This is a genomic window from Streptomyces sp. KR80 (genome assembly GCF_052245555.1).
Lineage (GTDB): Bacteria > Actinomycetota > Actinomycetes > Streptomycetales > Streptomycetaceae > Streptomyces.
Genome location: NZ_JBQQCD010000018.1, coordinates 122841 through 136794, shown reverse-complemented (window position 1 = coordinate 136794; position 13954 = coordinate 122841). Strand labels below are relative to the sequence as shown.

Genomic DNA, 13954 nt, shown 5'->3' with positions numbered 1-13954 from the left:
TGTGGCTCTGCCCGACCCGTAGTACACCAAGGGCCCCTAGCTGCATAGCAGCAGCTCAGGGGCCCTTCTTGGCGTGTGGCGGGTGCAGGGTTCGAACCTGCGTAGGCGTAAGCCGACAGATTTACAGTCTGCTCCCTTTGGCCGCTCGGGCAACCCGCCGGGGATGTGGCCGGGGCTCGCTTCCTGCGGTGCTCCCTGGCAACGACGTAAACCATACCCGATGTCAGGGGGTGGTTCGCCACCGGGTTGATCGCCGCTGGATCATGGACCTGGGTGACTAGGCTGGCCATACGGGCCGGGGACGGTGCCGTAGACATGACGGATCTAGGTACGAGGAGCCAACTCAACATGGCCGACTCCAGTTTCGACATCGTCTCGAAGGTCGAGCGGCAGGAGGTCGACAACGCCCTCAACCAGGCGAGCCGGGAGATCTCCCAGCGGTACGACTTCAAGAACGTCGGCGCATCGATCGAGTGGTCCGGCGAGAAGATCGAGATGCGCGCCAACTCCGAGGAGCGGGTGAAGGCCATCCTCGACGTCTTCCAGTCCAAGCTGGTCAAGCGTGGGATCTCGCTGAAGGCGCTGGACGCGGGCGAGCCGCAGGCGTCCGGCAAGGAGTACAAGATCCTCGCCTCGCTGCAGGAGGGCATCTCGCAGGAGAACGCGAAGAAGGTCGCGAAGATCATCCGTGATGAAGGCCCGAAGGGGATCAAGGCCCAGGTGCAGGGCGACGAGCTGCGGGTGAGCTCGAAGAGCCGCGACGACCTCCAGGCCATCATCGCGCTGCTGAAGGGCAAGGACTTCGACTTCGCGCTGCAGTTCGTCAACTATCGCTGACCATCACCTCTGTCCTGTCGGCGCCGGCTCCCAGGAGCCGGCGCCGCGGCGCAGGACATGGCGCCGGGTTCCACCGTGCGAGTTGGCCAGGATGGAATCGGTCGCCAACGGGGGTTTCGCAGAGGCCATTTCGCGCCCGAGCGGCAGCAGAGCCGGGGCTCACGAACGGCGAGGCTGGCTGAAGCGCAGCATGTTGCCGGAGGGGTCGCGGAAGGCGCAGTCGCGGACGCCGTAGGGCTGGTCGGTCGGCTCCTGCAGCACCTCGCCGCCCGCCGTGCTGATGCGCTCGAAGGTCGCGTCGCAGTCGTCGGTCGAGAAGATGACGCCGCGCAGCAGGCCCTTCGCCATGAGCTCCGCCATGGCCTGCTTGTCGGCCAACGAGGCGTTCGGGTCCGCCACGGGCGGTTCCAGGACGATGTTCACGTCCGGCTGCGCGGGCGACCCGATGGTCACCCAGCGCATCCCCTCGAACCCGACGTCGTTGCGCACCTCCAGGCCGAGAACGTCCCGGTAGAAGGCGAGCGCCTTGTCGTGGTCGTCGACGGCGACGAAGCACTGTGAAAGCTTGATGTCCATGCCCATCACGCTATGACCGAGCAGCGGGTTTCGCTTCTCCATTCCTGACCGGTCGCGTGAGGATCTTGGCGACGCAGGCCGGGATGGCGGCGCCCTGGTCGTGACTACGGGCCCGGTACGAGCTCGGGCTCTCGCCGACCAACTCGGTGAACCGCGAGCTGAACGACCCCAGCGACGTACATCCGACCGCGAAGCAGACCTCCGTCACCGTCAGGTCGCCACGCCGTAGCAGCGCCTTCGCTCGCTCGATCCGGCGGGTCATCAGGTAGGTGTACGGCGTCTCGCCGAAGGCGGCGCGGAAGCTGCGGGAGAAGTGGCCCGGCGACATCAGGGCGGCGCGAGCCAGCGCCGGGACGTCGAGCGGCTCCGCGTAGTCGCGGTCCATCCGGTCACGGGCCCGGCGCAGCCGGACGAGGTCGGCTGGTGTCACCCGACCAGCATCCCATGGCGCCGCACACCGTCGGTGTCGGCGCCGGGCACCAACTCTCCGGCCCGTGCTCCGGGCTCCGGCCGGTGCTTCGGCTCCGGTGGCCGGAACACGATCACCAGCCTGCGAACTGCTGGTCCGACGGGACGATCTCGCGGCCGAGGGGCATCAGGGAGATCGGGATCAGCTTGAGATTCGCCCACCCGAAGGGGATCCCGATGATCGACAGGAACAGCGGGATGCTGGTGATCAAGTGGCCGAGCGCCAGCCACCAGCCCGCGACGATCAACCAGATCACATTGCCCACGAACGACGGCACTCCGGCACCCGGCCGCTCCACCGCCGTACGACCGAACGGCCACAGGACGTAGCCGGCTATGCGCAGGGAAGCGATGCCGAAGGGAATGGTGATGATCAAGAGGAAGCAGACGAGCGCTGCGACGGCATAGGCGATGGCCATCCAGATGCCACAGAAGACCAGCCACAACACGTTCAGAACAAGACTGATCACCTTCATACTCAACAGCCTCCCACGCCTGTCCGCCCGGTCGCGCCCTGAGACGCTCGCAGGTGATCCGAAGGTTGCCTGGTATCAGCCGGAAGCCGTGCCGTCCACGTCAGAGGGGACCCGGGATATCACCGGCGGTAGCCCGCCAACTGCTCGAGTCGGGCGATACGTTCGGCCATGGGCGGGTGGGTGGAGAACAGCCTGGACATACCCATGCCGGGGCGGAACGGGTTCGCGATCATCATGTGGCTCGCGGTCTCCAGTCGGGGCTCAGGCCGCAGCGGAAGCCGCTTGGTGCCCGCTTCGAGCTTGCGCAGCGCGCTCGCCAGGGCGAGCGGGTCCCCGGTGAGCTGGGCCCCCGAGGCATCCGCCTCGTACTCCCGGGAGCGGCTGACCGCGAGCTGGATGATGGTCGCGGCGAGCGGCCCGAGGATCATGATCAGGAGCATGCCGAGGAGGCCCGGGCCCTCCTCGTCGTCCGACCGGCCTATGGGGATCAGCCAGGCGAAGTTCACCAGGAACATCACCACCGAGGCGAGCGCTCCGGCGATGGAGGAGATGAGGATGTCACGGTTGTAGACATGGCTGAGCTCGTGGCCGATGACGCCGCGCAGTTCGCGCTCGTCGAGGATGCGCAGGATGCCGTCGGTGCAGCAGACGGCGGCGTTGCGCGGGTTGCGCCCGGTGGCGAAGGCATTGGGCGCCGGGGTCGGCGAGATGTAGAGCCGGGGCATGGGCTGCCGGGCGGCGGTGGAGAGCTCGCGCACCATGCGGTAGAGGCCCGGGGCCTCGAACTCGCTCACGGGGCGGGCACGCATGGCCCGCAGCGCCAGCTTGTCACTGTTCCAGTAGGCGTAGGCATTGGTGCCCAGCGCCACGAACAGCGCCACGAGCAGGCCCGTACGACCGAAGAGACTGCCGATGACGATGATGAGTGCGGACAGTCCCCCGAGGAGTACTGCGGTCTTCAGCCCGTTGTGCCGGCGGTGCACGGTACGCCCTCCAAGTCGTGCGGCGAGGGACCCTCTTGCCCTTCCAGTGGACCTTCCAGTACTGGTCAACGCCAGGCGAAGGCGGCTAGTTCCCTTGTGCACGCAGGATGGCAGCTGGGCCGTACGGGTGAGATCGCTGTCCTGGCCAGTCAGAGCAGGGTGCCGGAGGCGAAGCGGAGGACGAGCTGCGGGGCACCGGACAGGGCGATGCCGATGACGGCTGCCAGGCCGATGGCGGCGGTGAGCGACCCCGGAACTCCGCGTTCTGTTGGGGCTGGGGCGGCGGCACCCGGCTCCGGAGCGCGGAAGAGGATCGCCGTCCACTGGAGGTAGTAGTAGAGCCCGATCACGACGTTCACCGCCATGACGACGGCGAGCCAGCCCAGTCCCGCGTCCACGGCCACCGAGAAGACCGTGACCTTGGCGAAGAGACCGATGACGCCGGGTGGTAGCCCTGCCAGGTTGAGCAGGAAGAAGCCCATGGCGAGGGCGGCCAGTGGGCGGGCGGCGTACAGGCCACGGTGGTCGGCGATGCGGCCCTCCGGGCTCGTACGGCCGACCAGTGCGGCGACGGCGAAGGCGCCAAGGTTCACGGCGGCGTACATGAGGGCGTACGCGACGGTGGAGCCGATCGCGCGCCCGGGGTCGTCGGCGTATCCGGCCGCGGCGATCGGCACCAGGAGGAAGCCGGCTTGGGCGACCGAGGACCAGGCGAGGAGGCGTACGGCGCTGTGCGCGCGCCCCGGCCGCTGGCGCAGGGCGGCGACATTGCCGGCGGTCATGGTGAGGGCGGCGAGTACGGCGACGACCGGGCCCCACACGTCCGCGTACGCGGGGAAGGCGAGGACGGTGACCAGGATCAGACCGGTGAAACCGACCGTCTTGCCGATGACCGAGAGGTAGGCGGCCACGGGCAGGGGCGCGCCGACGTAGGTGTCGGGCACCCAGAAGTGGAAGGGGACGACGGCGATCTTGAAGGCGAACCCGACGAGGGTGAGCGCGACGCCTGCTGTGGCGAGGGAGTCGAACCGATCGGGTACCTCGGCGAGACCGGCTGCGACTTCGGACAGGTGCAGGGTGCCCGTGGTCGCGTAGAGGAAGCTGACGCCCATCAGCGAGACGGCGGTCGCGGCGACGGACGACAGAAAGAACTTGAGCGCCGCCTCGGAGGAAAGCCGGTCGCCGCGGCGCATGCCGACGAGCGCGAAGGACGGCAGGGATGCAACCTCCAGCGCCACGACGAGTGTGGCGAGATCGCGGGAGGCGGGCATCAGGGCCGCACCGGCGGCGGAGGACAGCAGCAGGAACCAGAATTCGCCCGCCGGAAGTTTGGTCTCCGCCACGGCGCTCATCGACAGGAGAGCGGTCAACAGGGCGCCGGCGAGCACCAGGAACTGGATGACCAGGGCGAACTCATCGGCGGTGTAACTGCAGACGTCGGGGTCGGCCCGCAGGCAGAACGTGCTGCGGTCGCCGTCGAGCAGAGGCAGGAGGGAGAGCGCGGCAAGGGCGAGGCCCGCGATCGAGATCCAGCCGAGCACCCGCTTGCGGCCCTCCGGGACGAAGAGGTCGACGACGAGCACGATCATGCCGACGACCGCGGCGATGGTGGGCGGGGCGATCGCGAGCCAGTCGACGGACTGGACGAGGCTCTCGGCCGGGTTCTGGCCGAGGAACTGGGCCTGGGAGGTCATCCGTTGCCTCCTGCGAGGAGCTGCTGCACGGCCGGGTCGGTGAGGCCGAGGAGGGCCGCGGGCCAGAGTCCGGCGAGGATGGTGAGGGCGACGAGCGGGGTCCAGGCGGCGAATTCGTGGCTCTGGACGTCGGCGGTCGGGGCGGAGGCGGATCCGGGGCCACGGTCGGGTGCGGGGCCGTCGGCCATCGCGGCTTCCGGCTCCGGTGTCAGACGCTCGCCCATGCAGACGCGGCGTACGACCACGAGCAGGTACGCGGCGGTGAGCAGGGTGCCGAGGCCGGCGATCGCCATGAAGGTCAGGTAGGCAGGGCGGCTGAGCCCCTCGGCGGGCTGGAAGGCGCCGAACATCGCCAGCATCTCGCCCCAGAATCCGGCGAGGCCGGGGAGACCGAGGGACGCGACGGCGCCGAAGGCGAGCAGGGCGCCGAGGCGTGGTGCCGCGCCGTACAACGCGGCGCCCGTCGCGCCGGCGAGCCGGTCCAGATCGGTGGAGCCGTAGCGCTCCTTGACCGCTCCGACCAGGAAGAAGAGCAGGCCGGTGATGAGGCCGTGCCCGATGTTCGCGAAGAGCGCTCCGTTGATGCCGGTCGGGGTGAGAGTGGCGATGCCGAGGAGCACGAAGCCCATGTGGCCGACGGAGGAGTAGGCGATCAGCCGCTTGAGATCTCCCTTGGCGCCGGTGCGGGTCAGGGCGAGGCAGGCGAGGGACCCGTAGATGATGCCGACGACGGCGAAGGTGGCGAGGTACGGGGCGAAGGTGTGGGCGCCTTCGGGCGCGATGGGGAGGACGATCCGCACGAAGCCGTAGGTGCCCATCTTCAGCAGCACGCCGGCGAGGAGCACCGAGCCCACGGTGGGGGCGGCGGTGTGGGCATCGGGGAGCCAGCTGTGCAGCGGCCACATCGGAGTCTTCACGGCGAGGCCGATGCCGATGGCGAGAACGGCGAGCAGTTGCGTGGTGTGACTGAGCGATGACCCGTTGTCAGTGGCGAGTGCCACCATGTCGAATGTGCCGCCCTGGAGACCGACGAGAAGGAGGCCGAGCAGCATGACGACGGAGCCGAGCAGCGTGAAGAGGATGAACTTCCAGGCGGAGCGGGCGCGGTCTTCGCCGCCCCAGCGGGCGATGAGGAAGTACATCGGGATGAGCACCATCTCGAAGGCCAGGAAGAACAGCAGCAGGTCGAGGACGGCGAAGGTGGCGAGGGTGCCGGTCTCCAGGACGAGGAGCAGCGCCACGAATGCCTTCGCCGAGCCGCCTTGAGGCATCCGGAAGTAGGTGTAGAGCGCGCAGAGGAACGTGAGCAGTGCGGTGAGGACGAGGAGGGGGAGCGAGATGCCGTCGACGCCGAGGTGGATCCGCACATCGAGCGCCGGAATCCAGCTGATGTCGGTCCTGGCCTGCATCGTCGCGGGGTGGTCGTGGTCGAAGCCGGCGGCCAGCGCGATGGCGAGGACGAGAACCACGCCGGTGACGGTGACGCCGTGCCGCAGCACGGCCTGCTCAGGGTCGCGGCCCTTCAGACCGGGAGGGGCCGGGAGCAGGGCGGCAGCTGAGCCCAGCAGGGGGAGGACGACCACGGCTGCGAGGAGGAGCTGCATGGCGGTGTCATTGATCAGGGCATTCACGGCTCACGCTCCGGCGGCGACGAGGACGGCGGCGATAGCCAGGACGACGGAGCCGGCGAGCAGGGCGCTGAGATAGGTCTGCACATTGCCGGTCTGGGCGCGGCGGACGGCGGCGCCGAGCAGGCGGGGGGCGGTGCCCGCACCGCGTACGTAGGTCTCGACGACCTCGCGGTCGAGGAAGGTGACCAGCCTGGCCGCGGCGCGCATGGGGCGGACGAACAGCGCGCTGTAGACGGCGTCGAGGTGGAAGCCGTGGGCGGCGTGCCGGTGGAGCGGGCCGAGGAGCAGACGGCCGGGATCGGCCGGATCCTGCGCCGAGGCGATGTCGCCGTAGACCGCTTCGTGGGTGGCGATGGCCTCGATCTCGGTGAGGGCGGGCTCGGCGTGGGCGTGGGCGGAAACTGCGCCGACCGGGATCCGGGGGGCGAGGGCGGTGGTGTGCCGCCACGCGGCGTAGGTGACCAGGCCGCCCACCAGAGCGACGCCGGTGCCCAGGACGGAGGTGGTGAGGGTCGGGTCGAGGGAGCGGCCGTCGAACCAGTCGGGGAGGAAGCCGACGCCGAGTCCGAAGGCGGTGGTGGGGACGAAGAGCACCCACAGCACGACATTCATGACGACGGGCTGCTTTCCGAGGTCGGGGGCGGGCACTCCCTTGCCGCGGAAGACGAGGAGCCAGAGGCGGGCGGCGTAGGCCGCGGTGAGGAGGGCGGTCAGCAGGCCGGAGACGAGGACGGTCCAGCCCGCAGCGCCGGGGATCTGGCCGACGGGGCCTGTGGCCTCGTGCCCGAGCGCAGCGGACTCGGCCGCACCCAGGACGGCTTCCTTGGAGAAGAAGCCGGCGAAGGGCGGGATGGCGGCGAGTGCGAGGAGGGCGACGGTCATGGTCCAGTACGCGTCCGGGATCCGCTGGGCCAGCCCACCCATCCGGCTCATGGCGGCGAGGGAGTTCGTACCAGCGGCGGCGATGATCACACCTGCGCCGAGGAAGAGCAGGGCCTTGAACGCGCCGTGTGAAAGGAGGTGGAAGACGGCGGCGCCGCGATCGCCGACCGCGAGGGCGCCGGTCATGTAGCCGAGCTGGCCGACCGTCGAATAGGCCAGGACACGCTTGACGTCGTCCTGGGCGAGGGCGGCGAGGGCCGAGCCGACCATGGTGACGGCGGCCATCACGGCGAGCACGATCAACGCCACCGCGGAGGAGGCGAAGACGGGCAGCAGACGGGCGATGAAGTACACGCCGGCGGCGACCATCGTGGCGGCGTGGATCAGCGCGGACACCGGGGTCGGACCGGCCATCGCGTCGGGCAGCCAGGTGTGCAGCGGGAACTGCGCGGACTTGCCCGCCACACCCGCGAGGAGCAGCAGCGCGATGAGCGTGGGGTGGTCCAGGCCGTCGCCGGAGACGGCGGCGGTGAGGATGCCGTTGATCCGGAAGGTGCCGGCGTCGGCGGCGAGCGCGAACAGGCCGATGAGGAACGGGACGTCACCGAGCTTGGTGACCAGGAAGGCCTTGAGGGAGGCGGAGCGGGCGGCCTTGGCCTCCCAGTAGTGGCCGACGAGGAAGTACGAGCAGATGCCCATGATCTCCCAGCCGACCAGCAGCACCATCAGGTCGCCGGAGTAGACGACGAGCAGCATCGCGGAGGTGAAGAGGGAGACCAGCGCGGCGTACGAGGGGTAGCGCGGGTCGTCGCGCAGATACCCGGTGGAGTAGATCTGCACGCAGGACGCGACGACTCCGACCAGGACGGCCACCAGCGTGGCGAACCCGTCGAGATGGAGCGCCAGATCGATCGGGACGGAACCGGTCGGGGTGAGCCGGGTCGCGGCGTCGATCGCCTCTCCCCCGCCCTGCCGGGAGGCGACGAGCACGGCGAGCACGGCGGCGAGCACGGTCGGCAGGACCGCGACGGGCCGTACGAATCCAGGTGCGTGGCGGCCGAGCAGGAGGCCGGCGGTGGCACCGAGGAACGGAAGGAGGGGGACGAGGACGGCGAGAGTCGTGGTCGTCACGCGGCGGCCTCTGCCTTCTGTGCCGTGTCGGGCTGTTGGGTTGCTGCTGTGTCGTCGCCCCCCGAGGCCTCGACGAGGTCGCGCAGCCGGTCGACGTCGGAGCTGCCGCGGTTCCGGTAGACGAGGAGGACGATCGCCAGGCCGATGCCGATCTCGGCAGCGGCGATGGCGATGATGAAGAGGGTCAGCGCCTGGCCGGCGTGCAGGGTGTCGCGGAGCCAGACGTCGAACGCGACGAGGTTGAGGTTGACCGCGTTGAGCATCAGCTCGACGGACATCAGGACCAGGACCGCGTTGCGCCGGGCGAGCACGCCGTAGAGGCCGACGGAGAACAGGAGGACGGCAAGGACGGCGGGATAGGCGAGATGCATCAGCTCTGCTCCTTGCCCTGGTCGGTGCCGCTCGGGGCGCTGCGCGTCGCGCTCGTGCCGTTGGGGGTCCGGTCCGTGCCGGAGTCGGGGGTCCGGTCCCTGCGGGACAGGACGATCGCGCCGACGAGCGCCGCGAGCAGCAGCACGGAGAGCGCCTCGAACGGCAGCACCCAGTACTGGAAGAGGATCTCGCCCGAGACCCTGGTCGAACCCTGGGACGGCCCGTCCAGGTCGATCCAGGTCGTACGGAAGGCGTCCACGACCACCCAGACGAGGGCGGCCGCGGCGCTGACGGCCACGGCGAGGGCGGCCCAGCGGTTGCCGGAATTCGCGTCCGGTGACCGGCCGATGGGTGCTTTGGTGAGCATCAGCCCGAAGAGAATGAGGACCACGACGGATCCGACGTAGATCAGCACCTGCACCCAGGCAATGAACTCGGCCGTGAGGAGGAGGTACTCGACGGCGACGCCGCCGAGCGTGACGACCAGCCACAGCGCGGCGTGCACCAGCTGCTTGGTGACGACGGTGACCAAGGCGGCACCGAGGGTGACGAGTCCGACGAGGAGAAAGGCGATTTCGACGCCGGTGGGCGAGAGGAAGCCGTGGCTTGTGGCTGCGAGCGTCACTCCTCCCCCTCCTGCCGGGCCTTCCCTTGCTCCTGCTGTTGTTCCTGCTGTTGCTCCTGCTGCTGTTCCTGTTGCGTCGGCCCCGGTTCCTGTTGCTGGGCGGCCTGTTCGGCGGTGGCGAGCTTGTCCGCCGTCTTGCGCGCCGCGCCGATCTCCTTCGGCTCCTCGGCGGCCGCGTCGAGTGCGGGCGGTGCGGGCACCGTCCACATCCACTCGCGGAGCTTCTCCCGCTCGTGGGTGAGGTCCCGGATGTCCTCTTCCGAGTACTCGAACTCCGGCGACCAGAAGAGTGCGTCGAAAGGACAGACCTCGATGCAGATACCGCAGTACATGCAGAGCGCGAAGTCGATGGCGAACCGGTCCAGGACGTTCCGGCTGCGCTCACGCCCGCCGGGGGCGGCCGGGGGCACCGTCTCCTTGTGGGAGTCGATGTAGATGCACCAGTCGGGGCACTCCCGGGCGCACAGCATGCAGACCGTGCAGTTCTCCTCGAACAGCCCGATGACGCCGCGGCTGCGCGGCGGCAGTTCCGGCTGCACGTCCGGGTACTGGGCGGTGTGCGACCTCCGCGTCATCGTGCGCAGCGTGACGGCGAGGCCCTTGACCAGGCCGCTGCCGGGAATGCCGGGCCGGGTGGGTGGCAGCGACGAGCGCCGGGTGGGCGGGAGAGACGCAGCCATCAGGAGATCACCACCTTGACGATGCCGGTGAGCGCGATCTGGGCGAGCGCGAGCGGAATGAGGACGGTCCAGGCGAGCTTCTGCAGCTGATCCTCACGCAGCCGCGGATAGCTGACCCGCAGCCAGATCACGCCGAAGGCGAGGATCGCGGTTTTGAGCAGCGTCCACAGCCAGCCGAGGCCGTCGGCCCCGAAGGGACCGTGCCAGCCGCCGAGGAAGAGGACGGTGGTCAGACCGCAGAGCACGATGATGCCCGCGTACTCGGCGAGCAGGAACAGCGCGAAGCGGAGTCCCGTGTACTCGGTGTACGCGCCGAAGATGATCTCGGAGTCGGCGACGGGCATGTCGAACGGCGGCCGCTGGAGCTCGGCGAGACCGGCGGTGAAGAAGACGACGCCGCCGACGATCTGCCACGGCACCCACCACCAGTGGAAGGCGTCGAGGATCCCGATGAGCGAGACGGTCCCGGCCGCCATCGCGACCGAACCGGCGGTGAGCAGCATCGGCAGCTCGTACGCCAGCAACTGCGCGGCGGTGCGCAGGCCTCCGAGAAGGGAGAACTTGTTCGCCGACGCCCAGCCCGCCATCAGCGACCCGAGGACGCCGACGCCCATCACGGCCAGGACGAAGAAGATCCCGGCGTCGACGACCTGGCCGACCGCTCCTTCCCCGGGACCGATGGGGATGGCGACGAGGACCAGAAGGTACGGCAGGAGCGCGACGGCGGGCGCGAGCTGGAAGATGCGGCGATCCGCCCCGGCGGGCACGACGTCTTCCTTCTGAGCGAACTTCACGCCGTCCGCGACGAGCTGGGCCCACCCGTGGAACCCACCGGCGTACATGGGTCCGAGCCGGCCCTGCATGTGCGCCATGACCTTGTGCTCGGTCTGGCCGACGATCAGAGGCAGCAGAAGGAAGGCCGCGAGGACGGCGAGCAGCCGCCAGGTGACGTCGAGGACGTCGCTCATACGGTCCCGCCTCCTTCGGGCTGGTTCTGGTCGTTCGGCGGGTGATCCGGCTCGTCACCGGATCCGGTCTCCGGCTTGGCCCCGGGTCCGGGCTCGGCGCCGGGCTTCGCCGTGTCATCGGGCTCGGCGCCGGGCTCAGCGGCGGATTCCTGCGGTGGGGCCTCGTCGAACGCGGGCCGCGCGTGGTGCCAGGGGGCGTCCGCGGAGCGCTTGCCCGCCGAAGGTCGCTCCGGCGCCGTGGTGCCGGCCGGGGCCTCAGCGGTCGCCGGAGCCTCAGCGGTCGCCGGGGCCTCAGTGGTCGCCGGAGTCTCGGACGCCGCCGCCTGCCGGCTCGCCGAGCCCTCGCTCGCACTTCGGGTACGCCGCGGCGGCCGCTCGCCCGCAGCCGTACGGGCACCACGGGCCGGGCGGGCGGGAGCCGGAGGCAACTGGCCCTTGAGCGGCCCCCACTCGTTGGGATCGGGCACGCCCGGCGGAAGCATCTGCCGTCGCTTCGGCCCGCCGCCCGCCGCCGACTCCCCCGGCTCCTTCGCCCCCGGCCACGCCTTCACGACCCGCGCCGCCAACACGAAGTCCTTGCGCAGCGGGTGGCCCTCGAAGCCCTCGGGAAGCAACAGCGGTATGAGGCCGGGGTGGCCGGTGAAGTCGACGCCGAACATCTCGTGCGTCTCGCGCTCGTGCCAGGCCGCACCCGCGTACACACCGGTGGCGGTCGGGAGCGCGGGCGCGTCGTGCGGCACGGTCGTACGCAGCAGCAGGCGGTGCGGCGGCGCGGACCCGACTGCGACGACGTGCGCGGAGACACGGAAGCCCAGGCCCGGCTCGTCGACCGCGCTCAGCCAGTCGAAGTAGGTGCAGCCGAGCGTGTCCCGGGCGGTCTCCAGAGCGGTGATCCACGCTGTCGGCGGGACGTCGACGGTCAGCAGGTCGTACGCGTCCTCGGCGCTCGCGCCCTCCCCGAACAACTCCTCGGCCCCGCGCGGCAGCCACCCGACGGGCGCTGCGACCACCGGCTCCGCCGCCGGCGAGGGCTCCGCGTCCTCGCCCGCGCGGGCCTGCTCCTGGGCCCCCCTCGGCTCCTCAGGCCGGGTCACTTCTCCCCCTCCCCATGATCGGGACCGGCATCGCCGGTACGGGGGCCCGCCTGCGCGTCGTCGGCGGCACCGGAAGCGGCATCGGAGGCGACGCCGGGGCGGGCGCCAGGTGCGGCCGGCCCGGACGACGAAGCGGTCTCGTCACCGGCCGGGGGCGGCTGGACCGGGCCGGAGACCAGGCCGCGGCGCAGGGCCGCGGTCGACGCCCGCCGTCCGGCGCCGTTCGCCGCGCCGCCGGCGCCCGCGCCCGCGCCGGAGGCGGATGCGGATGCGTAGCGATCGCCCAGCGACTCGCGGGCGATCTTCTCCTGAAGCTTGAGGATGCCCTGCAGCAGTGCCTCGGGGCGGGGCGGGCAGCCGGGGACGTAGACGTCCACCGGGATGACCTGGTCGACGCCCTTGGTCACCGAGTACGAGTCCCAGTACGGCCCGCCGCAGTTCGAGCAGGCGCCGAAAGAGATGACGTACTTCGGCTCGGGCATCTGCTCGTACAGCCGCTTCACCGCGGGCGCCATCTTGTCGGTGACCGTGCCGGAGACGATCATCAGGTCGGCCTGCCGCGGTCCGGGCGCGAACGGGATCACTCCGAGCCGGATGAAGTCATGGCGCGCCATCGAGGCCGCGATGAATTCGATGGCGCAGCAGGCGAGCCCGAAGTTGAAGACCCAGAGGCTGTAGCGGCGGCCCCAGTTCAGGACCACCTTCATGGGCTCGGGGGCGAGCCGCGCCAGGGGACCCAGCCGACGCCCCGCGACCGAGTCCCCGGTCGGCACGGTGGGCAGCGGTTCAGAGATCGGTGTCACGTCCATGCGAGGACGCCCTTCTTCCAGGCGTAGAGCAGACCCACAGCGAGGAAGCCGAGGAAGATGAGCATCTCCACCAGCGTCGTGCCGCCGTACCCCGGCGCGGCGAACACCGTCGCCCAAGGGAACAGGAAGATCGAGTCCACTGCGAAGATCACGTAAAGGAAGGCGTAGACGTAGTAGCGGACCTGCGTGTGCGCCCAGCCCTCACCGACCGGGTCCACACCGCACTCGTAGGTGAGCAGCTTCTCCCGGGTCGGTACCACGGGGCGGAGCAGCCGCCCGGCCCCGAAGGCCACGGCGACGAAGAGCACCCCCACCGCGGCGAGCAGACCGACCACCGAATAGCTCTCGAAGTAGTCCGCCGCCAGTTGGAGAGGTGCCGTGCGTACGGTCGGCTCGGGCACGTCCGTCCTCGCTCCCTGGCTGCTGCCTTCTTGTCTTGTTCGACGATCTGTACGGACGGAGTCTAGGCCCTGCCACAGCCAGTGTGAGCAGCAGTCTCACGTCCGTAGTGGGGTTATCCCTGCTGCCACCCACCTAACCACTCCACGGCGGTCGATGACCGGGCGGCCGGGAGGCCGACCCCTTGTCTCCTCCCGCTGTCTCCCCTCCCGGTCTCCTCCCTCCGCCGGATCCGCACGCGTCCGGATCCTGGAATGCTGGTGCCTGATCACGGTGGAGTCCAGGGTCGTGCAGGGCGGAGGCGGCAGGACGTGGTGGACAAGGGGGCG

Annotated in this window: 15 protein-coding genes and 1 tRNA gene; 1 reads left to right on the top strand and 15 read right to left on the bottom strand. The window is 70.1% G+C overall.

The genetic code is table 11. The features are described from left to right. Positions 1-76: 76 nt before the first annotated feature. Positions 77-159: transfer RNA gene (locus tag ACTWQI_RS23665), tRNA-Tyr, on the bottom strand. Positions 160-348: 189 nt separating this feature from the next. On the opposite strand from ACTWQI_RS23665, the gene ACTWQI_RS23660 reads away from it, so the two are divergent. After that, positions 349-837, top strand: coding sequence for a YajQ family cyclic di-GMP-binding protein (locus ACTWQI_RS23660; protein WP_443273505.1), 489 nt, complete (start codon positions 349-351; stop codon positions 835-837). Between the two features lie 159 nt (positions 838-996). Here the strand turns inward: ACTWQI_RS23660 and ACTWQI_RS23655 are convergent, their stop codons facing one another. The 14 genes from ACTWQI_RS23655 to ACTWQI_RS23590 form a co-directional block, all read right to left on the bottom strand. After that, positions 997-1413, bottom strand: a complete 417-nt coding sequence (locus ACTWQI_RS23655; protein WP_443273503.1) for a VOC family protein — start codon at positions 1411-1413, stop codon at positions 997-999. Positions 1414-1423: 10 nt separating this feature from the next. Beyond that, positions 1424-1843 carry a helix-turn-helix transcriptional regulator gene (locus ACTWQI_RS23650; RefSeq protein ID WP_443273502.1) on the bottom strand — a complete coding sequence of 140 codons (420 nt, stop codon included), beginning with the start codon at positions 1841-1843 and terminating at the stop codon, positions 1424-1426. 112 nt (positions 1844-1955) lie between these two features. Next, complete coding sequence (locus tag ACTWQI_RS23645) at positions 1956-2357, bottom strand: YccF domain-containing protein (protein WP_443273500.1); 402 nt, start codon at positions 2355-2357, stop codon at positions 1956-1958. 119 nt (positions 2358-2476) lie between these two features. Next, on the bottom strand, positions 2477-3340 hold the full coding sequence (gene htpX, locus ACTWQI_RS23640; protein WP_443273498.1) for a zinc metalloprotease HtpX: 864 nt from the start codon (positions 3338-3340) through the stop codon (positions 2477-2479). A 149-nt stretch (positions 3341-3489) separates the two neighbouring features. Beyond that, positions 3490-5034, bottom strand: coding sequence for an NADH-quinone oxidoreductase subunit N (locus ACTWQI_RS23635; protein WP_443273496.1), 1545 nt, complete (start codon positions 5032-5034; stop codon positions 3490-3492). Continuing rightward, the gene (locus tag ACTWQI_RS23630; protein WP_443273522.1) at positions 5031-6638 is read right to left on the bottom strand and encodes a complex I subunit 4 family protein; all 1608 of its coding nucleotides are present in this window, start codon (positions 6636-6638) and stop codon (positions 5031-5033) included. Before ACTWQI_RS23630 ends, ACTWQI_RS23635 begins: the two co-directional genes overlap by 4 nt. Positions 6639-6668: 30 nt before the next feature. After that, on the bottom strand, positions 6669-8678 hold the full coding sequence (locus tag ACTWQI_RS23625) for an NADH-quinone oxidoreductase subunit 5 family protein (RefSeq protein WP_443273494.1): 2010 nt from the start codon (positions 8676-8678) through the stop codon (positions 6669-6671). Continuing rightward, the gene (nuoK, locus tag ACTWQI_RS23620; protein WP_443273492.1) at positions 8675-9049 is read right to left on the bottom strand and encodes an NADH-quinone oxidoreductase subunit NuoK; all 375 of its coding nucleotides are present in this window, start codon (positions 9047-9049) and stop codon (positions 8675-8677) included. Before nuoK ends, ACTWQI_RS23625 begins: the two co-directional genes overlap by 4 nt. Then, positions 9049-9675 (bottom strand): NADH-quinone oxidoreductase subunit J family protein, encoded by a 627-nt coding sequence (locus ACTWQI_RS23615; RefSeq protein ID WP_443273490.1) that lies wholly within the window; start codon positions 9673-9675, stop codon positions 9049-9051. Before ACTWQI_RS23615 ends, nuoK begins: the two co-directional genes overlap by 1 nt. Beyond that, positions 9672-10355 carry a NuoI/complex I 23 kDa subunit family protein gene (locus ACTWQI_RS23610; RefSeq protein WP_443273488.1) on the bottom strand — a complete coding sequence of 228 codons (684 nt, stop codon included), beginning with the start codon at positions 10353-10355 and terminating at the stop codon, positions 9672-9674. The genes ACTWQI_RS23615 and ACTWQI_RS23610 overlap by 4 nt, the downstream gene beginning before the upstream one ends. Next, positions 10355-11323, bottom strand: coding sequence for a complex I subunit 1/NuoH family protein (locus ACTWQI_RS23605; protein WP_443273487.1), 969 nt, complete (start codon positions 11321-11323; stop codon positions 10355-10357). Before ACTWQI_RS23605 ends, ACTWQI_RS23610 begins: the two co-directional genes overlap by 1 nt. After that, positions 11320-12417 (bottom strand): NADH-quinone oxidoreductase subunit C, encoded by a 1098-nt coding sequence (locus ACTWQI_RS23600; RefSeq protein ID WP_443273486.1) that lies wholly within the window; start codon positions 12415-12417, stop codon positions 11320-11322. Before ACTWQI_RS23600 ends, ACTWQI_RS23605 begins: the two co-directional genes overlap by 4 nt. Further along, positions 12414-13226 carry an NADH-quinone oxidoreductase subunit B gene (locus ACTWQI_RS23595; protein ID WP_443273484.1) on the bottom strand — a complete coding sequence of 271 codons (813 nt, stop codon included), beginning with the start codon at positions 13224-13226 and terminating at the stop codon, positions 12414-12416. Before ACTWQI_RS23595 ends, ACTWQI_RS23600 begins: the two co-directional genes overlap by 4 nt. Then, positions 13217-13627 carry an NADH-quinone oxidoreductase subunit A gene (locus ACTWQI_RS23590; RefSeq protein ID WP_443273482.1) on the bottom strand — a complete coding sequence of 137 codons (411 nt, stop codon included), beginning with the start codon at positions 13625-13627 and terminating at the stop codon, positions 13217-13219. Before ACTWQI_RS23590 ends, ACTWQI_RS23595 begins: the two co-directional genes overlap by 10 nt. Positions 13628-13954: the final 327 nt, after the last annotated feature.

Excerpts from the sequence above, each read along its gene's own strand:
- ACTWQI_RS23660 (WP_443273505.1), top strand. The coding sequence starts at position 349 with ATGGCCGACTCCAGTTTCGACATCGTCTCGAAGGTCGAGCGGCAGGAG.
- ACTWQI_RS23655 (WP_443273503.1), bottom strand. The coding sequence starts at position 1,413 with ATGGACATCAAGCTTTCACAGTGCTTCGTCGCCGTCGACGACCACGAC.
- ACTWQI_RS23645 (WP_443273500.1), bottom strand. The coding sequence starts at position 2,357 with ATGAAGGTGATCAGTCTTGTTCTGAACGTGTTGTGGCTGGTCTTCTGT.
- ACTWQI_RS23635 (WP_443273496.1), bottom strand. The coding sequence starts at position 5,034 with ATGACCTCCCAGGCCCAGTTCCTCGGCCAGAACCCGGCCGAGAGCCTC.
- ACTWQI_RS23630 (WP_443273522.1), bottom strand. The coding sequence starts at position 6,638 with ATGCAGCTCCTCCTCGCAGCCGTGGTCGTCCTCCCCCTGCTGGGCTCA.
- nuoK (WP_443273492.1), bottom strand. The coding sequence starts at position 9,049 with ATGCATCTCGCCTATCCCGCCGTCCTTGCCGTCCTCCTGTTCTCCGTC.
- ACTWQI_RS23610 (WP_443273488.1), bottom strand. The coding sequence starts at position 10,355 with ATGGCTGCGTCTCTCCCGCCCACCCGGCGCTCGTCGCTGCCACCCACC.
- ACTWQI_RS23605 (WP_443273487.1), bottom strand. The coding sequence starts at position 11,323 with ATGAGCGACGTCCTCGACGTCACCTGGCGGCTGCTCGCCGTCCTCGCG.
- ACTWQI_RS23595 (WP_443273484.1), bottom strand. The coding sequence starts at position 13,226 with ATGGACGTGACACCGATCTCTGAACCGCTGCCCACCGTGCCGACCGGG.